Raw genomic sequence first — 18,693 nt, forward strand, 5'->3', positions numbered from 1 at the left:
GCTTGATGCCGATCAAGCCCGGAATACGCCGACGTCGTTAGTTTGCGCCGCGACATGAGGAGCAGACAGATGCAGACCATGAAAGCCGCCGTCGTCAAAGCCTTCGGCAAGCCGCTCGACATCGAGGACGTTCCGATTCCTGTGCCGGGACCCGGCGAGCTTCTGGTCAGGGTGAAGGCTTGCGGCGTCTGCCACACCGACCTTCACGCCGCCTCCGGCGATTGGCCGGTGAAGCCGGTGCCGCCATTCATCCCAGGACACGAGGCGGCCGGGATCGTCGCGGCGCTCGGGCCCGGGGTCACCGACTTCAAGGTCGGCGACGCCGTGGGCGTGGCGTGGCTGCACGATGCCTGCCTGCGCTGCGAGTATTGCGAGACCGGCTGGGAGACCTTGTGCGAGCACCAGCACAACACCGGCTACAGCGTGAATGGCGGCTTTGCCGAATACGTGATCGCATCCGCGGCGTTCGCTGCGCGTCTGCCGGCCAATGTGGATTTCGCCAGGATCGCCCCGATCCTCTGCGCCGGCGTCACCACCTACAAGGGTTTGAAGGAGACCGACGCGCGGCCGGGCGAGTGGGTGGTGGTCTCCGGCGTCGGCGGCCTCGGTCATGTTGCAATCCAGTATGCGAAGGCGATGGGGCTGAAGGCGATCGGTCTCGACATCGCCGAGGACAAGCTGAAACTCGCGCTGCAGGCCGGCGCCGAACATGCCGTCAACGCGCTCGACAAGGATGCCGTGGCGCAGGTGATCGCAATCACCGGCGGCGGCGCTCATGGCGTGCTGGTCACCGCGGTGTCGACGCCGGCTTTTGCCCAGGCGCTGCACATGGTCCGCCGCAAGGGGACGGTCAGCCTCGTCGGCTTGCCGCCGGGCGAATTCCCGACACCGATCTTCGATGTCGTGCTGAAGCGCATCACCGTGCGCGGCTCGATCGTCGGCACCAGGCGTGATCTCGACGAAGCCATCGCGTTCGCCGCGGACGGCAAGGTGACGGCCGAGGTGACCACGGCGCCATTGTCGGAGATCAACACCGTCTTCGACCGCATGAAGGCCGGCAAGATCGACGGTCGCGTGGTGCTCGACTTCGGCTGATCGCAAGACCGATCGACGCGCCGCCGTGCCGAACATTGGGGCGGCGGTTTGATCTGGATCAGGAATGGGGACGCGCGGCGCTGGCACAAATTGCTCATGGCAGCCGTCACCAAGATCGTCTTCCTCGGCGCGAGCAGCGCGTCCTTTGGACTCAGCGTGTTCCGGGACCTGTTCTCGACGCATGATCTCGCTGGTTCGACGCTCGTGCTGGTCGGCCGCGACCCGACCCGGCTTGCCCGGTCGGAAGCGCTGGCCCGGCTGCTCAACGACCTCTCCGGCGCCGGCCTTAAGATCGAGGCGACCACGGATTGGCGCGCGGCGCTCGACGGCGCCGGCTTCGTGATCCATGCCACCGCGATCGACCGCAACCGCCTGTGGAAGCTCGATTTCGAGGTGCCGCGCAAATACGGCATCCGTCACACGCTGGGCGAGAATGGCGGGCCGGGCGCATTGTTCTTCACGCTCCGCACCTTGCCGGTCGTATTCGACTTCGTGCGCGAGATGGAGCGGCGCTGTCCGGACGCGCTGTTCATCAACTTCTCCAATCCCGAGAGCCGCATCATCCTCGCGCTGGGGCTTCACAGCCGCCTCGCGCATATCGGCCTGTGCCACGGCATCTTCATCGCGCGCAGCCAGGTGGCTTCCATTCTGGAACTGGCCGAGGAGCGCGTGGACGTGTGGGGCGCCGGGCTCAACCATTTCCAATGTCTCATGCAGATCCGGGATCGCGACACCGGGGCCGATCTCTATCCACTGCTCCGCGAAAAGGCTGGGAGCCACGACCCCAAGGTCGCGCCGCTGACGCGGGCGCTGTTGCGCGACTTCGGCTTCTGGCTGGGCTGCGGCGACAGCCATGTCGGCGAATATCTCGCCTATGGCTGGGAAGCGGGCGAGAGCGGGTACGACTTCGCCTGGGACGAGGCGGAACGGGCCAAGCTGATCCGGCAGATCGACGAGGTCCTGGCAGGCAAATCCGGCATGCCGGACTGGTGGCGAATGCCGTCCGGAGAGCGCGCGGTCACCGTGATCGGCTCGGTGCTGCACGATCGGAAGCAGGTCATCGAGTCCGGCGTCGTTCTGAACCGTCACGTCATTCCCAACCTGGCTGCCGAGGCCGCGGTCGAAGTGCCCGTTGTCGCCGATCGCGTCGGTATCCATCCGGTGTCGCTGGGCCCGCTTCCAGATGCCGTCGCCAAGCTGATGTCGGTCCAGGTTCAGGTTCAGCAACTGGCGGTGCAGGCGGCCATGACCGCCTCCAAGGATCTCGCGCTGCAGGCGCTGCTCATCGATCCCGTCGTCAACTCGGCGGCCGCCGCGCGCCAGATCGTGGACGAGCTCTGGGAGGTCAATCGGCCTTACATCAGGTCCTGTGCGTGATCGCGCCGACTTCGTCTGACGAGGGGGCCGCGCGCGGTCGGGTAGGGCTCCTGACCCGCGCCGATAGATCTGCGAGGCCTCTTTACAATGACTGACTAGTCAGTCATAATTGTTCCATGTCGAAGCCGTCGAAATTGTCCGAGCGCAGAGTTCAGGCCGCCAAGCCAGCGGGAGCTGGCGCGTCGCGCCGGGCGGATCGCTCCGCCGAGCGCCGCGCGGCGATCGTGCAGGCCGCGATGGACGAGTTCATCGCCCGAGGCTTCGCGGCGACCCGGCTGGACGACGTCGCCAAGCGGGCCGGGGTCGCCAAGGGGACGATCTATCTGCACTTCAAGGACAAGGAATCGATGTTCGAGGAATTGATCCGGACCGCGATCGTGCCCTTCGTCGGCCGTCTTGCCGCACCGCCGCCTGCCGGCGGCTCGGTGCGCGACATGGTCGAGGCGTTGGCGCGCATGTTCCTGCAGGAGGTCGCCGGCACCCGGCGGGCCGATCTCGTCCGGCTCATCATCGCGGAAGGGCCGCGCTTTCCGGCCATTGCCGATTTCTATTATCGCGAGGTCGTCTCCCGCGGTCTCGCGGCCATGCGCGCGCTGATCCAGTTGGCGATCACGCGCGGCGAGATCCGCGAGCCCAAGCTGGTGCAACACCCGCAATTGATGATCGCGCCAATGATGGTCGCGGTGCTGTGGAAGAGCCTGTTCGAGCGACATGCGCCGCTCGACGCCGAAGCGATGCTGCAGACCCATCTCGATCTGATCTTTGGCACGAGGAGGCCGACATGAGCCTGCTGCATTGCCTCGCCGTGCTGGTCACGGCCTTCACGTTCAACGCCTGCAAGGAGACGCGCGATCCCGGCTATCAAGGCTGGGTCGAGGCCGACATGATCTTCGTCAGCCCGGACGAAGCGGGTCGGATCACGAAGCTGAACGTGCATGAGGGCGACGTGGTCAAGGTCGGCGATCCGCTCTATTCGGTCGACGACGATCTGCAGCAGGCCGATCTCAACCAGACCAAGGCGACGCTGGCCAACGCGCAGCAGACCTATGACCGCGCCGCGGCCCTGAGCAAGACGGGCGCGGGGACACAGGCGACGCTCGACTCCGCCGTTTCGGCGCTGCGCGTCGCCGAGGCCCATCTCGTGACCTCGCAGACGCGGCTGGCACGGCGCAAGGGCGTGGCGCCGGTCGCGGGCACCATCCAGCAGATCTACTTCCGCGAGGGCGAGATGGTCGCGGCGCAACGGCCGGTGCTGTCGATCATGCCGCCGGGCAACATGAAGCTGCGCTTCTACGTGCCCGAGCCTGATCTGCCGAAGCTCGCGATCGGTGACGAGGTCCGCGTCACCTGCGACAACTGTGCTGATGATCTGACGGCCAGAATCTATTTCCTCGCGACCTCGGCGGAATACACGCCGCCGGTGATCTACAGCCTCGATGAGCGCAACAAGCTCGTCTATCTGATCCAGGCGCGGCCGTCGCGGCCGGATGCGCTGCGCGTCGGCCAGCCGGTCAGCATCTATCCGCATTCCAGGACGCCTGATCCGAAGACCCCGGTGGCGGACAAGCAATGAACGGAACGGGTCCCGCCGAGATCGCGATCGACGTCCAGGGATTGACCAAGTCCTTCGACGGCCGCGAGGTCGTGCATGATCTGTCGATGCAAGTGAAGCGCGGCTCGATCTACGGCTTTCTCGGCCCGAACGGCTCGGGCAAGACCACGACCATCCGGATGCTGTGCGGCCTGCTGACACCCGACGGCGGCGAGGGCACCTGCCTCGGCTTCGACATCCGTCGCGACGCCGACAAGATCAAGCGCCGGGTGGGCTACATGACGCAGCGCTTCAGCCTCTATCAGGACCTCTCGGTGCGGGAGAACCTCGAATTCGTGGCGCGCCTCTATGGCATGTCCGATCCGCGCCGGGCCGCGCGCGACATGGTGCAGCGGCTCGGGCTTGCCGGCCGCGAGCGGCAGCTCGCCGGCGAGTTGTCGGGCGGCTGGAAGCAGCGGCTGGCGCTCGGGGCCTGCACCCTGCCGAATCCGCAACTGCTGCTGCTCGACGAGCCCACCGCCGGGGTCGATCCCAAGGCGCGGCGCGACTTCTGGAACGAGATCCATGCGCTCGCCGGCGAAGGGCTGACCGTGCTGGTCTCGACCCACTACATGGACGAGGCCGAGCGCTGTCACGAGATCGCCTATATCGCCTATGGTCATCTGCTGGTGCACGGCACCGTCTCGGAGGTGATCGCGCAATCGGCGCTCACCACGTATACGGTGAGCGGCGACGATCTGCGCGAGCTCGCGGCGGACCTCACCGGCAAGCCGGGGGTCGACATGGTGGCGCCGTTCGGCACCAGCCTGCACGTGTCCGGCCGCGACCGCGACGCGCTGGACGCTGCGATCGCGCCCTGGCGCGACAAGGCTGATCTGCACTGGCAGCCCGCCGCGCCCTCGCTCGAGGACGTCTTCATCGACCTGATGAACCGTTCACGGGACAATTTCCAATGAGCGACGCAGCCGTCCATCACGCGTCTTCCGAGCCGCGCTTCGGCTTCTGGCGGCGCACCTATGCGATGCTGGTCAAGGAGTTCATCCAGCTCAAGCGCGACCGGGTCTCGTTTGCGATGATCGTGATGATCCCGGTGATGCAACTGATGTTGTTCGGCTACGCGATCAACACCACGCCGCATCATCTGCCGGCGGCGGTGCTGCTGCAGGAGGACAGCGATCTCGGCCGCTCGATCCTGAAGGCGATGGAGAACACCGCCTATTTCCGCTTCACCCGGGAGGTCAGCAGCGTCGCCGAGTTCGACGATCTCCTGCTGTCCGGCAAGGTCCTGTTCGGCGTCGAGATCCCGCGTGGCTTCGAGCGCGCGGTCCGCCGCGGCGACCGGCCGGCCTTGCTCGTCGCGGCCGACGCGACCGATCCGGTCGCGGCGTCATCGGCGCTGTCCTCGCTCGGCATGATCGTGCAGACCGCGCTCGCGCACGATCTCTACACCGGCAATCCCGTCACGACGCCGTTCGAGATCAGGGCCCACGCGCGCTACAACCCGGCGGCCTCGTCGCGGCTCAACATCGTGCCGGGCCTCGTCGGCACCATCCTGACCATGACCATGCTGATCTTCACCGCGCTCTCGGTGACGCGCGAGATCGAGCGCGGCACGATGGAGAGCCTGCTGTCGATGCCGATCAAGCCGGTCGAGGTCATGCTCGGCAAGATCATCCCCTATGTGATGGTCGGCTTCCTGCAGGCGACGATCATCATCGGCATCGGCGTCCTGCTGTTCGGCGTTCCGATCATGGGCAACCTGCTGCTCTTGGCGCTGCTGTCGACGCTGTTCATCGCGACCAACCTCTCGATCGGCTACACCTTCTCGACCCTGGCGCAGAACCAGCTGCAGGCAATGCAGCTCTCGATGATGTTCTTCCTGCCGAGCATCCTGTTGTCTGGATTCATGTTTCCCTTTCTCGGCATGCCGCAATGGGCGCAAGTGCTCGGTGAATGCCTGCCGCTGACGCACTATCTGCGGATCGTCCGCGCCATCATGCTGAAGGGCTCGACGCTCCAGAACCTGCAGCATGATACGATCGCCCTGTTCGGCCTCATGCTGTTCGCCATGACGGTCGCCGTCCTGCGCTTCCGCCGCACCCTCGATTGAGGCACAATGGCGGCCGGGAGCAGGAACGGCTGAGGCAAGATGCAGATCGTGGGAGGAGCAGGACAGGCGAACGAAGCGCCGGCCGGAGCGCCGGCCGAGTTCGACCAGGCGCTGATGCGTCAGACGTTGAACACCGAGCTGCTGCGGGTGAGGGCGCTGATCGCCACTGCGGCTCTGTTTCTCGTGATATCGGTGCTGGTCGAAATCTTCGAGCCCAAGATCTCGGAGTGGATCTGGCCGACCCGAACCGGGGTCCTCTACGTCTACGCGATCATCGTCGCATTCATCAGCTTCCAGACTCTCATCCTGTTCAGGATCAAGGCGGACATCCGCCACGGCCGGGACGTGCCGGTGATCTGGCGCTATGTCAGCGCCCTGGTCGAGACCTCGCTGCCAACGTTCGTCCTCATCCTGCAGATCGAGGGCATCGGCCACGACAAGGCGCTGGGCTTCGGCGCGCCGCTGGTCTATTTCATCTTCATCGTTCTCTCGACGCTTCGTCTCGATTTCTGGCTGTCGAGCTTCACCGGTCTGGTTGCTGCGGTGGAGCTGCTGGTGGTGGCGCTGTTCGACCGGCCTTCGATCGATCTCAGCCAGAATCCGGAGATCTATTATCACGGTGAGCGCAGCTTCATCATCCTGTTGTGCGGGATGCTCGCCGGTGCCGTCAGCGTGCAGCTGCGACGCCAGTTCGCGGCGAGCATCGAGGCCGCGTCGGCGCGCGACCGCGTCACGGATTTGTTTGGCCAGCACGTCTCGCCCCAGGTCGTCGAGCGCCTGATGAAGGAGGGGACGGCGGAGGCGCGCGACATCCACGAGGTCGCGGTGATGTTCGTCGACTTCCGCGGCTTCACCGCGGCGGCGCGGTCGAAGACGCCGCAGCAGGTTGTCGATCGTCTCGACGGAGCGTTCGCGGTGCTGGTGGAGATCCTCGAGCGTCATGGCGGCATCGTCAACAAATTCCTCGGCGATGGCTTCCTGGCGCTGTTCGGCGCGCCGTTCGAGGCGCGCGATGCCGCCGTGCAGGCGGTCATGGCTGCGCGCGAGATGGTGGCAGCGATGGAGCGCGTCAACGCATCGTCATCCTGGCAGCTCAGGATCGGGATCGGCATACATCTGGGCGAGGTGGTCGCCGGCAGCATCGGCTCGCCGCGGCGCAAAGAGTATACCGTCATCGGTGACACCGTGAACTTCGCCTCGCGGCTCGAGGCGCTGAACAAGGAGTTCGATTCGCAACTCCTGATCTCGAGCGAGGTGCGGCAGGCGGCCGGCGACGGGGCGCGCGACGCCGTCTTCCACGGCGCGGTGTCAGTGCGTGGCTACGACCGGCCGTTCGAGATCTGGCAATTGCACTGACGCAGGCGATACGGCGCGCGATGTCGGAGATTTACATTGGCTGGCCTCCGCGTTTAACTGCCCCCAACGAGAAGCATCATCAGGGGGAATGCATGATCCGAACCGGGGCGTCGTTTTTGGCCGCAGCAGGGATCTTGTGCGCAGCCGGGCTGGAGGCGGTGCGGGCTGAGGATGTTGCCTGCAGCAAGGTGACGGCCGAGGCGTTGAAGATCCCCGGGCTGACCTTGACGGGATCGAAGCTGCAGGAGGCCGCCGACGGGCTGCCGCGGCATTGCATTCTCTCCGGCAAGGTCAATGAGCGCACCGGCGTCGATGGCCATGCCTATGCGATCCAGTTCGAGATCAGGCTGCCGGAGACCTGGAACGGCCGCTTCCTGCATCAGGTCAATGGCGGCAATGACGGCGTGGTGGTGCCGGCGCTCGGCGACAAGGCCGACGGTCTCGTCGGTGGCGGTGTGACGCCGCTCGGCCGCGGCTTTGCCGTGCTGTCGTCGGACAGTGGCCACTCCGGCAACGATCCCGCCAACAAGCCGCGCGGGCTTGCGTCCGGCTCAGCCTTCGGGCTCGATCCGCAGGCGCGCCGCGACTACGGCTATTCGGCCGACATCACGCTGGCGCCGATCGCGAAGGCGATCATCTCGGCGCATTACGGCAGGAAGCCGGACTATTCCTACATCGCCGGCTGTTCCAATGGCGGCCGCCACACCATGGTGGCTGCCGAGCGCATGCCCGAGCAGTATGACGGCTTCCTGGTCGGCAATCCCGGCTTCAACCTGCCGCGCGCTGCCGTGCAGCACGCCTGGGACGTGCAGGCGCTGACCAAGGCCGACGTCGACATCCGCAAGTCGATCACGCGGGAGGATGCCAAGCTGATCGCTTCCAAGATCACGGAGGTCTGCGACGGGCTCGACGGCGCCAAGGACGGCCTCACGGCCAACCTGAAAGCCTGCCAGAAGGCGTTCAGTTTCGACAGCCTGCGCTGCGCCGCTGGGGCAACCGAAGCCTGCCTGCCGGCCGCCAAGGTCGATGCCTTGAAGAAAGTCTTCGCGGGCCCCCACAATTCCAAGGGCGAGCCGCTGTATTCCGACTGGCCGGCGGATGGTGGCGTCGGCACCGGCAACTGGCGCGCCTGGAAGGTCGAAAGCCCGGTGGCGCCGTGGAACAACCTTCCGATCATTGCCACCATGGGCGGCGCCTCGCTCAACTACATCTTCTCGACGCCGCCGGTCGAGATCGAAGGCTCGCCCGACAAGCTCGTCGAGAAGCTGCAGACCTACGACTTCGACAAGGACGCACCGAAGATCTACGCCAAGGAAGGCCCCTTCACGGAGTCGGCGATGGACTTCATGGCTCCGCCCGCGGTCGATCACCCGACTTTGCCGGCGTTCCAGAACGGTGCCCGCAAGATGCTGATCTACCACGGCCAGGCTGATCCGGTGTTCTCAATCAACGACACGATCCGCTGGTATGAGAAGCTCAACGCCAACGTCCAGGGCAAGGCCGACGGTTTCGCGCGGCTGTTTGCGCTGCCCGGCGAGACCCATTGCGGCGGCGGCGTCACGCTGGAGAAGTTCGATGCGCTGGGCGCGCTGATGGACTGGGTCGAGAAGGGCAAGGCGCCGGAGGCGATCACGGCCTCGGTCAATGCGGCCAACAAGGAGCTCCCATCGACATGGAGCCCGCAGCGGACGCGGCCGCTGTGCCCGTGGCCGAAATTCGCCAAATATGTCGGCGGCGACGTCGAGCAGGCGTCATCCTTCACCTGCGCGGCGGAGTGAAACGTCAGACCTGCGGCGCGATCAGATTCTCGACTCGGACATGGTCGCGCTCCTCGATGATCTCGGCGATCCATTGCCGGTGGCAATGAGCGTGGTCGCGCTCGTAGCAGAGCAGGCAGACGGGACCGGCGCTCTTCACGAGCGAGGCCAGCTCGTCCATCTGCTCCTTCGCCTGCGGCGTCTTCAGATGCGCGCTGTAGATCTTGTGCAGCGTGTCGTAGTGGCCGCTGCGGGCCGCCTCGCGGCCTTCCTTCGGCGTGCCGAGCCCGCGCAGGTGCACATAGCCGATGCCTCGCTCGTCGAGCCCGGCCGCAAGCTGGCTCTTGGAGAAGCCCGGTCGGCGCGAGGCCGCCACCGCGCGCACATCGACCAGCAGCTTGACGCCGGCGGCCTGCAACTCATCGAGCACGGCCTTGGCCGGCGTGTGCTCATAGCCGATGGTGAACAGGGTCTTGCTCTTGGCCATCATGCGCCTCCTGCGTCAACTCACGCGCTCGATGAGCTCCATCGCGCCAGCCGGCGCGCGCACCTTGCCCTCGTGGATGACATAGGCGAACACGTCGCGCGGCACCTTCTTCGCCGGCTTGTCGTCAACCCGTGGCAGGTCGTCCGGTTCGCCGCCGCCGGCCCACAGTTGCAATCGCTTCGCCCAGGCGTCGAGCTGCTTCGGCGGATAGCAGGTCGCAAGCTCGTCATTGCCCTTCTGCAGTCGGGCGTAGACGAAATCACCCACGACATCGGCGATCGCCGGATATTTGCCGTGCTCGGCGAACACGACCGGCGTGGCAAACTCGCGCAGCAGCGCCACGAAGCCGGGGACGCAGAAACTGTCATGGCGGACCTCGACGACGTGACGCAGCTTGCGGCCGTCGAGCTCGCGCGGCAACAGCTCGAGGAACTTGCCGAAATCGGCCTCGTCAAACTTCTTGGTCGGCGCGAACTGCCACAGCACCGGCCCGAGCCGGTCGCCGAGCTCGAGCACGCCGGTGTCGTAAAAGCGCTTCACCGAATCACCGGCCTCGGCGAGCACGCGGCGGTTGGTGGCGAAGCGCGGCCCCTTCAGCGAGAAGATGAAGCCGTCCGGCACCTCGCGCGCCCATTTGCGGAAGCTCTCCGGCTTCTGGGAGCCATAATAGGTGCCGTTGATCTCGATCGAGGTCAGCTTCGAGGCGGCGTATTCGAGCTCCTTCGATTGCGGCAGCTTGTCCGGATAGAACACACCGCGCCACGGCGCGAAGGTCCAGCCGCCGATGCCGATGTAGATGTGGCTCTTGGATTGCGAGGCGCGTGCGGGGGCTTTGCTCACGGACCAATTCCGATGCTGATTGCCGAGGGTGTTGCGGTAGGGGAGACGATAGTCAACCGGGCCGGTTCTGACCAGTTCGGCGCGGTCGCGCCGTCGCTCTTCCCGTGCTCCGGAGCCTCGTGTATCCAGGGCGGGGGCCGGGAAGGGGAGATAGGACAATGAGAGCGGAATCGGTCGGCGGCCTGCTGGGGGCAATCGTCGCCGCTGTCGTGCTTGCGGCAGCCTTCTACTATGTTCCCGTCGGGCCGATGGCCCGTCAGATGCAGCCGGCCAAGGTCGAGGTGCCGCCCACGCCGGTGCAGACGGTTCCGGTGGCTCCGGCCGTACGCGGACCCGTGGTCCGGGAGGTTCCGAACTAGGCCGGCCAGGGACCCCTTGCAATCCCGCCGAGGTACCCCATTTTGGTCGGGACGGTGACGTCGAGCTGTAACGGCTCCGGCACCGAGACGACCACGGCAGAGCGGTTGCGCCGGATGTACGCGCGCCCTTTGTTTGTGGTCGTTGGCATTTTGGGCCGCCCGTTCGGCAGCGGTGCACGCCGGCACCACAGTCCGGGCTTTTTGCGTCTTCCTTCAGCCGTTGCGCTTGGCAGTGTGGAACGCGGCAGATATACGCATCCGCACCATGAACGATGTCCTCCGACCGGCCATGCCCGCGCCGCCGCAAACCGCTGATATTCCGATCGTTTCGGTGGTCGTTCCGACCTTCAACGAGCGCGACAATGTCACCACGCTGTACCGGCGGCTGGAGGCGGCGTTCAAGGATGTGCCGTGGGAGGTGGTGTTCGTCGACGACAACTCCCCGGACGGCACCTGGCAGGTGGTGCGCGAATTGTCGCGCAGCGACAAACGCGTCCGCTGCGTCCGCCGGGTCGGCCGGCGCGGCCTGTCCGGCGCCTGCATCGAGGGCATCCTGGCCGCCAGCGCGCCCTTTGCCGCCGTGATCGACGCCGATCTGCAGCATGACGAGACCCAGCTGCCGAAGATGCTGTCGCTGCTGCAGAGCGGCGCGGCCGAGCTCGTCGTCGGCAGCCGCTACATCGAGGGCGGCAGCGCCGCAAGCTTCGACAGCAAGCGGGCCGGGGCCAGCGCCTTCGCCACCGAGATCGCGCGCCGCGCGCTCAAGGTCGAGGTCAACGATCCCATGAGCGGCTTCTTCATGATCCGCCGCGATCGCTTCGAGGCGATCGCGCCGAAGCTCTCCACGCAGGGCTTCAAGATCCTGCTCGACATCATCGCCAGCGCCGAGGGTGGTCTGAAGACGGTCGAGGTGCCCTATACGTTCGGTTCGCGCCTGCACGGCGAGAGCAAGCTCGACTCGATGGTCGCGCTCGACTTCCTCGGCCTCGTGCTGGCCAAGATGACCAACGACGTGGTGTCGCTGCGCTTCCTGTTGTTCGCGATGGTCGGCGGCACCGGCCTGGTGGTCCATCTCGCCACGCTGTTCCTCGGTCTCAATTTGTTCGACCTTCCGTTCGCGGAGTCGCAGGCGCTCGGCGCCTTCGTCGCGATGACCTCGAACTTCATCCTCAACAACTTCCTCACCTATCGCGACCAGCGGCTGAAGGGCTTTGCCATCCTGCGTGGCCTGCTCGTCTTCTATCTGGTCTGCTCGGTCGGCCTGCTGGCCAATGTCGGCGTCGCCTTCTCGGTCTATGACCAGGAGCCGATCTGGTGGCTGGCGGGCGCCGCCGGCGCGCTGATGGGCGTGGTGTGGAATTACGCGATCTCCGGATTGTTCGTCTGGCGCAAGCGATGACCCCTGCGGCATGTGCCGAGGACGCCCGGCTGGTCCGCAATGTCTGGCTGACCATCGCGGGCCTCGTCGTTGTCCGGCTGATCGCGGCCGCGGTCACGCCGATCACCTTCGACGAAGCCTATTACTGGATGTGGTCGAAGCATCTCGCGGGCGGCTATTACGACCACCCGCCGATGGTTGCGGTCGTGATCCGGCTGGGCACCTTGATCGCCGGCGACAGCGAGCTCGGCGTGCGCCTCGTCTCGATCCTCCTCGGCCTGCCGATGAGCTATGCGGTGTATCGCACGGCCGAGATCCTGTTCGGCGGCGTGCGCGTGGCGGCGACGGCGGCGCTGCTGCTCAACGTCACCCTGATGGCGGCGGTCGGCACCTTGATCGTGACCCCCGACGCGCCGCTCTTGGTCGCCTCCAGCTTCGTGCTGTTCTTCTGCGCCAAGGTGCTGGAGACGGGGAGAGGCGCGTGGTGGCTCGCGGTCGGCGCAGCCGTCGGTGCGGCGCTGCTGTCGAAATACACCGCGATGTTCTTCGGCGCGGCGATCCTGATCTGGCTCGTCGCCGTGCCGAAACTGCGCCGTTGGCTGGCCTCGCCCTGGCCCTATCTCGGCGGCCTCGTGGCGTTCGCGCTGTTCGCGCCGGTGATCCTGTGGAATGCCGATCACCAATGGGTGTCGTTCATCAAGCAGCTCGGCCGTGCCAGGGTCGAGGCGGTCAGGCCTGTCTACATCGCCGAGATCATCCCGACGCAGTTCGCCTTCGCGACGCCGCTGGTCTTCATCCTCGGCCTGATGGGCCTCTACGGCCTGGCCCGGCGCAGGGCAGGGGATGCGGCGGCGCGCGTCCTGATCGAGGCGATGGTCTGGGTCATCGTCGCCTATTTCGTTTGGCATTCGCTGCATGCCCGGGTCGAGGCCAACTGGTTCGCGCCGGTCTATCCGGCGTTCGTGGTGGCTGCCGCGGCGGCGGCCCATCTCGTCGCCTGGTCGGCGCGCGAGCAGCGCACCGCGACGTTCTGTCTGCGCTGGGCCGTGCCCGTCGGCGTCGTGATGTTCGTCGCGCTGATCGTGCAGGCCAACACGGGCCTGCTGTCCGGCTACCGGCGCGATGCCACGGTGCGCAGCGTCGGCGTCGGCTGGCGGCCGCTGGCTGCCGAGATCGAGGCGGCGCGGGTGCGCGCCGACGCGTCCTGCGTGCTGGCGATGGATTATGGCACCACCGCCTGGCTGTCGTTCTATCTGCCGCCGGGGACCTGCGTGCTGCAGCCGATCCAGCGCATCCGCTGGGTCAATTTCCCGGAGCCGGATCCGGCCAAGCTCGCGGGCACGCAGCTTTTCGTCGACGAGGCCCAGATCGCGACGCGGGTCTACGTCAGCAACACGTTCGGCCGCATCGAGAAGGTCGGCGAGGCCGCACGCAAGCGCGGGTCCTTGACCATCGAGACCTACGCCTTCTACGCGCTCAGCGAGCCGAAGGGCGATCTCCTCGACCGCACGCCGCCGCCGGAGCTGCAGCGCTGACACGCGCCTCAGGCCTGCTGCGGAATGATGTCCGCCAGCGCCTTGTCCCCGCCGTGGATCGCGACCATGTTGATGTCGGCGTCGATGGTCTTGTAGCCGCGGCGATCGAACCATTGCCGCAACTGGTCGGCATCGGTCTTGATCTTCTCGACCAGCATGATCGGCGTGCAGCGTTCGATCGTCGCCGCCGCACCTTCGAGCGCCTCGAGCTCCATGCCCTCGACGTCGAGCTTGATCAGGTCGCAACGCGGCAGGTTGAAATCGTCCAGCGGAAGCTTGCGCACCTCGACCGTGTCGTTCGCATAGTCGATGGCCTGGCCAATGAACTCGGTGTTGGGACGCTGGCGCAGCTCGAGGCTGCCAAAGCTCGACGGGGTCAGATAGTTCGGGCTCGGGATGTTGAGCACGCCGCGCTCGGAGGATACCGCGGCATGGATCGCAATCGCGTTGAAGCAGTTGTTGATCGCGATATTGCCGGCGAGCGCGTAGTAGATCCGCTCCTGCGCCTCGATCGAGAGCACGGATCCCCAGCCGGTCATCGCCTTCGCCCATTCGATCGTGTGGACGCCGATGTTCGCACCGCAGTCGATCGCGACCGCGCCGTCCCCATGGTGCCTGCGGCGCACGCCGAGCAGGCGGACGGCCAGCTGCACCTCTCCCGGATCGAAGGCGCCGGTGTTGAGGATCTGGAAGCCGACGCCGTAGCCGCGGTTGGCGTCGATCATGCGATAGTCGAGCCGGTTGACGATCATCGTACCTTGATTGGTCGAGGCCAGCACGAAGGCCAGCTTCCGGCCGGGGATCTGCATGGAGAGGTCCTCTCGTGTCGTCTTGGCCGGGAGCGGACGCGGTACGATTCGCCGACGGCGTGTCGCAGAGAATCGTCCCGTACCATACTGTCGCCAGCGGCCACAGCACCTGTAACTCCGGGTTGCTACGGATGCGCTTGTCGCGCACCCGGCCTGCCGGAGCAGGGGCTTTCGACTGGCGAGACCTGCGGCCTTTACCTCGTCAGCGCACGCATACGAGAGATCATCGATCGCTCGCCGCCGCCCCGGCCCAATCGTTAACGCGGCGTGCGCTGTTTTACGGATCGGCGCGACCGACGGATGCTGCCTCTCCCGATTTTTCCGGTACGGCAATATTGCCTCCGGCTGCAGTTTTGCCCTGTTTCTGCCCTGTTTGCCGGCAAAACAGGCCCTGATGGTTAACCCGCCTCTAATCCGCCAAAACTTAATCAGCATTTAACTAAAAGTCGCCTTAATGAAGCTCTGTGCTTCTGCGAGATGCAAAGCGGGTGTCCGTGGCGCATCGAGCGAGAGTTGTCGAGTATTCGTTCGGGCGTGAGTGAATGAGTAACAGTCGAGCTGCGTTGGCCGCACGAAATCGCAGGAAGTCCTCCCTGATCGCGTTCTCTCACAAATTGATCGGTGGCGCGGCAATCGCATGCCTGATCGGGGGCTGCGCCGTAACGGTCTATACCAAGATCATCGCGGCCGACGCTTATCCGACCCTGGGCAGCATCGAGCAGGATGAGCCCGTCGTGCGCCCGGCGCCGCGGCTTGCAACGCGCAGCGCCGCCGATGCTGTGGGTGAGGCCTTCTCGGCATTCCCGGAATCTCCGCCCGTCACCACGGCCGCCGCCATCACGCCGCAGATGTTCAACGACCGCTTCGGCGCGGCCGTGCCGCAGGGCGTCGCCTCCAACGCCGCGAACGGCGCGCCGCCGCTGCCCAAGCTCGCCGAAGCCGCGCCCAAGCAGATCGAGACCAGGCAGATCGAGACCAAGTCGGCCGAGGCCAAGCCGGCCGAGCCTGCGAAGGTCGCCGAGGCGTCGAAGAAGGATGCCCGGCCGCCGATGCAGCTGGCGCTCGCCAACACCAGGCCGGCCGCGCAGCCCGCGACGCCGGCGCAGGCTGCCGAGGCCAATGCGCCGAAGAGCAGCGGCTTCTCGCTGCGCGCGATGACCGAGCGTGCCAAGGCGGCGGTGCTGTCGATCGCGGGTGAGCGCCACTCGATCCAGGAAAAGCTCTGGGGCAAGCCGGAGAACCAGGATGGCGGGCTCCTGGCCTATGCCTCGGCTGATTCCAACATCACTGCCAGCATCGCCAAGGATCCGACCCGCGGCGGCCGGCCGCCGTACGATTTGAGCACGGCCGTGTACGACATCTCGGCCAAGGCGGTGTATCTGCCCGACGGCACCAAGCTCGAGGCGCATTCCGGCCTCGGCGACAACCTAGACAAGCCGAGCTCGGAGAAGATCAAGATGCGCGGCGTCACCCCGCCGCACATCTACGAGCTGAAGCCGCGCGAGGCGCTGTTCCATGGCGTGCCGGCGCTGCGGCTCAACCCGATCGGCGGCGAGGACGCCATCCACGGTCGCAACGGCCTGCTGGCGCACACCTTCATGCTCGGCCCGAACGGCGACTCCAACGGCTGCGTCTCGTTCCGCGACTACTATGCGTTCCTCGATGCCTACAAGAACAAGGGCATCCGCAAGCTCGCCGTGCTCGCCCGCATCGAGTGAGCCGGACAGGCGGCGTTGAGGTGGGATCTGCATGGTCGCCCTCACACTCAGCAGTAGTTCCGAACTGTAGGGCGTGCAAAGGTGCGCCGTGAATCCCGTCGCACGAGTGCTATATCGCCAACTACTACGCTGCGCGATACAGCGCCCTCTTCCCTTGTGGGAGAGGGCGCATTCACTTGTAGCGCTCGTCCGATCTCCCAATCTCCTAGAGCACGCACTTTTAGAGCCACAAGATCGAGAATCCGTTGGCTGCCGTGCAGTCACGAGCGCACGATTTCTGATGCGGCTTCGGGATCGGCGTCGCTCCGGGCGACCGCTTCATGCGATCGCACTGGAAGAAGGAAAAACGGATACACAGCTCGAACACTCCTGGACACGACATCGCATTCTCGCGGCGAATGACGCCCGAGGCTTGCCAGCGACATCGCCCTCGTAAATCAGGAGAGGGCGCGGGGAATGCCGGGTGAGGGCCTCACCCATGGCCCGCCTGCAACAAAGAAAGCAGGCGGCAGTCACCACAGGTTCAGCCGCATCATCCGGCATTCCCCGCGCGATGGACCTACGGCTTATACGTGGTCTCCCTGGTGCGCCGGGCTTTCTGGCCACCATCGGTCGGAGCATTCGTCTCTCTCGACCTTGACACCAGCATCGGGGTGTCAGGACATCACGACTTCGCCGTGCGCACCGGATCGTTCGTCCGCGTGATCAGATCACGCTGCAACCCGACGCGCCCACCGCATCCCGCCCTCCACGTTCATGACGATCGCGAAGCGCCCCTCTCATGAGGGCGGGACCGGCATAGAATGCATGATTTCCGATTTTTGGAAACAAGAAAATGCGAGGCACAGGAGGCGAGCGGGGCGATCTGATTGACCCGGCTCAACAAATCAGCTTTCGCGCGCGCGTCTTCGATCGTTCGAGCGGGCGACAGTGCTGTTGTCGTGCGCGAAAATGCGCAACTGATTTGCCCGACGAGCAGTCCGGCTGTTGCAGATCCGTCGCATTGCGGAAGCCGGCAACGTCATCGCATCACGCTTTGGTCTTGACGGTTTCGGAAAATTCTGCGCATAGCTCTGCCCCATCGCAATCGGCCGCCGATCATCACCGGCGCGCTCTTGAGGACTACGACCGTGTTGAGCCTACGCTCACATCTCGCGAACGCCGCCACCAACGAACGACCCTTTAATCGGTCGAGCGATTGGTCGGGTCTGCGCGTCGCCTGTCAGGGTCCAAGCGATCTCGTGAAAATCCTGGCCCGACCGGGACTCCAGATTTCAGCAAGAGCATAACAGCGGCGGGACTGCACCCTCCGCGCACCAAGCGGAGGGTTGGATGACCCGGACGTCAGGCGAAGATCCCGAGACTTGCAACATTGCGCGCGCACTGGATTCACCGGTGGCAGCAGCCTTCGTGCGCATCGTCATGACGTGCCGAGGCGTGACCGAGGCGCGCGCGCGGCAGCTCTATCTCGACTACCTCAATCGCACCGATCCGGACGCGTTTCATCCGCACTCGGCGGACGGCGGGCGCGATGGCCGGCGAGCGTCGAGCGGTGCGCCGGGTAGACCCTGAGGCCCATGTCCCCATCTGGCGAAGGGACCGGACCGTCGATCCGGGAAGGCGGGTTCGATTCCCGCCATGGGCGCCAAAAACGACCAGGCGGTTGAAGCGAAGAGAGGAGGTCGACGATGTCAGCAACAAGTCCGGCGCTGGTTCTCAACGCCGACTTCCAGCCGCTGAGCTACTTCCCGCTGTCAGTGGTCAGCTGGGAGGATGCGATTAGGGCAGTCGTCAGCGGCTCTCACGTCGTCGTCGCGGAATACGACCGGGTCGTTCGTAGCCCGAGCGTCACCATGCGGCTGCCGTCGGTGATCGCGCTGCGCGACTACGTCAGGCCCGCGATGCGCGTGCCTTTCACGCGGTTCAACGTATTCCTGCGCGATCGCTTCGAATGTCAGTACTGCGGCGGCCGCTATCTGCACGGCGAGTTGACGTTCGACCACGTGGTACCGCGGGCCGATGGCGGCGAGACGTCGTGGACCAACATCGTCGCCGCTTGCAGTCCATGCAACGCGCGCAAGGACCGGCGCTATCTCAAGCCGCGACGGCCGCCCTTCGAGCCGACGCGGCACGAGCTGATGGCCGCGCAGCGCCTGTTTCCGCCGAGATTCCTGCACGAGACGTGGCAGGATTATCTCTATTGGGACGTGGAGCTGGAGCGGTGAGGAGAGGTGGCCCAGATGAGCGTGCGCCGAGGTCCAGCGGGCCTCGGCGTAAGCGACATCCGGGCTACGAAATTGCGTCGCCCGCATTTGCATGC

17 protein-coding genes and 1 tRNA gene are annotated in these 18,693 nt (G+C 65.7%); 15 read left to right on the plus strand and 3 right to left on the minus strand.

Features of this window, described 5'->3' with window-relative positions; genetic code table 11:
• Window positions 1–69 precede the first annotated feature (69 nt).
• From adhP to ACQR03_RS01445, 8 genes are all read left to right on the plus strand, one after another.
• Window positions 70–1,095: an alcohol dehydrogenase AdhP gene (gene adhP, locus ACQR03_RS01410; RefSeq protein WP_316170283.1), complete on the plus strand. Its 1,026-nt coding sequence runs from the start codon at window positions 70–72 to the stop codon at window positions 1,093–1,095.
• Window positions 1,096–1,191: 96 nt separating this feature from the next.
• Window positions 1,192–2,472, plus strand: a complete 1,281-nt coding sequence (locus ACQR03_RS01415) for an alpha-glucosidase/alpha-galactosidase (protein WP_434841522.1) — start codon at window positions 1,192–1,194, stop codon at window positions 2,470–2,472.
• Between the two features lie 116 nt (window positions 2,473–2,588).
• Entirely contained in the window at window positions 2,589–3,257 is a 669-nt protein-coding gene (locus ACQR03_RS01420; RefSeq protein ID WP_315714755.1) for a TetR/AcrR family transcriptional regulator, read from the plus strand.
• Window positions 3,254–4,045, plus strand: a complete 792-nt coding sequence (locus ACQR03_RS01425; protein ID WP_315714754.1) for an HlyD family secretion protein — start codon at window positions 3,254–3,256, stop codon at window positions 4,043–4,045. Before ACQR03_RS01420 ends, ACQR03_RS01425 begins: the two co-directional genes overlap by 4 nt.
• Entirely contained in the window at window positions 4,042–4,980 is a 939-nt protein-coding gene (locus ACQR03_RS01430) for an ABC transporter ATP-binding protein (protein ID WP_315749378.1), read from the plus strand. The genes ACQR03_RS01425 and ACQR03_RS01430 overlap by 4 nt, the downstream gene beginning before the upstream one ends.
• A complete protein-coding gene (locus tag ACQR03_RS01435) occupies window positions 4,977–6,134 on the plus strand; it encodes an ABC transporter permease (protein WP_315714752.1) in 1,158 nt (385 codons plus the stop codon). Before ACQR03_RS01430 ends, ACQR03_RS01435 begins: the two co-directional genes overlap by 4 nt.
• A gap of 39 nt (window positions 6,135–6,173) precedes the next feature.
• On the plus strand, window positions 6,174–7,490 hold the full coding sequence (locus ACQR03_RS01440) for an adenylate/guanylate cyclase domain-containing protein (protein WP_315749379.1): 1,317 nt from the start codon (window positions 6,174–6,176) through the stop codon (window positions 7,488–7,490).
• A 92-nt stretch (window positions 7,491–7,582) separates the two neighbouring features.
• The gene (locus ACQR03_RS01445; protein WP_315749381.1) at window positions 7,583–9,268 is read left to right on the plus strand and encodes a tannase/feruloyl esterase family alpha/beta hydrolase; all 1,686 of its coding nucleotides are present in this window, start codon (window positions 7,583–7,585) and stop codon (window positions 9,266–9,268) included.
• Window positions 9,269–9,272: 4 nt separating this feature from the next.
• Here ACQR03_RS01445 and ACQR03_RS01450 read toward each other — a convergent pair whose 3' ends face one another.
• Together ACQR03_RS01450 and ACQR03_RS01455 are read right to left on the minus strand one after the other, a co-directional pair.
• Complete coding sequence (locus ACQR03_RS01450; RefSeq protein ID WP_315749383.1) at window positions 9,273–9,734, minus strand: DUF488 domain-containing protein; 462 nt, start codon at window positions 9,732–9,734, stop codon at window positions 9,273–9,275.
• A 15-nt stretch (window positions 9,735–9,749) separates the two neighbouring features.
• Window positions 9,750–10,574: a DUF72 domain-containing protein gene (locus ACQR03_RS01455; protein ID WP_315749384.1), complete on the minus strand. Its 825-nt coding sequence runs from the start codon at window positions 10,572–10,574 to the stop codon at window positions 9,750–9,752.
• A gap of 158 nt (window positions 10,575–10,732) precedes the next feature.
• On the opposite strand from ACQR03_RS01455, the gene ACQR03_RS01460 reads away from it, so the two are divergent.
• The 3 genes from ACQR03_RS01460 (at window position 10,733) to ACQR03_RS01470 (ending at window position 13,846) form a co-directional block, all read left to right on the plus strand.
• A complete protein-coding gene (locus tag ACQR03_RS01460; RefSeq protein WP_315714746.1) occupies window positions 10,733–10,933 on the plus strand; it encodes a hypothetical protein in 201 nt (66 codons plus the stop codon).
• Window positions 10,934–11,198: 265 nt separating this feature from the next.
• A complete protein-coding gene (locus ACQR03_RS01465; protein ID WP_316164460.1) occupies window positions 11,199–12,332 on the plus strand; it encodes a glycosyltransferase family 2 protein in 1,134 nt (377 codons plus the stop codon).
• On the plus strand, window positions 12,329–13,846 hold the full coding sequence (locus tag ACQR03_RS01470; protein ID WP_434841521.1) for a glycosyltransferase family 39 protein: 1,518 nt from the start codon (window positions 12,329–12,331) through the stop codon (window positions 13,844–13,846). The genes ACQR03_RS01465 and ACQR03_RS01470 overlap by 4 nt, the downstream gene beginning before the upstream one ends.
• 8 nt (window positions 13,847–13,854) lie before the next feature.
• Here ACQR03_RS01470 and ACQR03_RS01475 read toward each other — a convergent pair whose 3' ends face one another.
• On the minus strand, window positions 13,855–14,655 hold the full coding sequence (locus ACQR03_RS01475; protein WP_315714743.1) for an FkbM family methyltransferase: 801 nt from the start codon (window positions 14,653–14,655) through the stop codon (window positions 13,855–13,857).
• Window positions 14,656–15,197: 542 nt separating this feature from the next.
• On the opposite strand from ACQR03_RS01475, the gene ACQR03_RS01480 reads away from it, so the two are divergent.
• From ACQR03_RS01480 to ACQR03_RS01495, 4 genes are all read left to right on the plus strand, one after another.
• On the plus strand, window positions 15,198–16,373 hold the full coding sequence (locus tag ACQR03_RS01480; protein ID WP_315749391.1) for a DUF2778 domain-containing protein: 1,176 nt from the start codon (window positions 15,198–15,200) through the stop codon (window positions 16,371–16,373).
• A gap of 1,395 nt (window positions 16,374–17,768) precedes the next feature.
• Window positions 17,769–17,945, plus strand: coding sequence for a hypothetical protein (locus tag ACQR03_RS01485; protein ID WP_315767494.1), 177 nt, complete (start codon window positions 17,769–17,771; stop codon window positions 17,943–17,945).
• A gap of 1 nt (window position 17,946) precedes the next feature.
• Window positions 17,947–18,021, plus strand: a tRNA-Asp gene (locus tag ACQR03_RS01490).
• Window positions 18,022–18,061: 40 nt separating this feature from the next.
• The gene (locus ACQR03_RS01495) at window positions 18,062–18,598 is read left to right on the plus strand and encodes an HNH endonuclease (protein ID WP_316194594.1); all 537 of its coding nucleotides are present in this window, start codon (window positions 18,062–18,064) and stop codon (window positions 18,596–18,598) included.
• Window positions 18,599–18,693: the final 95 nt, after the last annotated feature.

This window comes from Bradyrhizobium sp. HKCCYLS3070 (assembly GCF_051167575.1).
GTDB lineage: Bacteria > Pseudomonadota > Alphaproteobacteria > Rhizobiales > Xanthobacteraceae > Bradyrhizobium.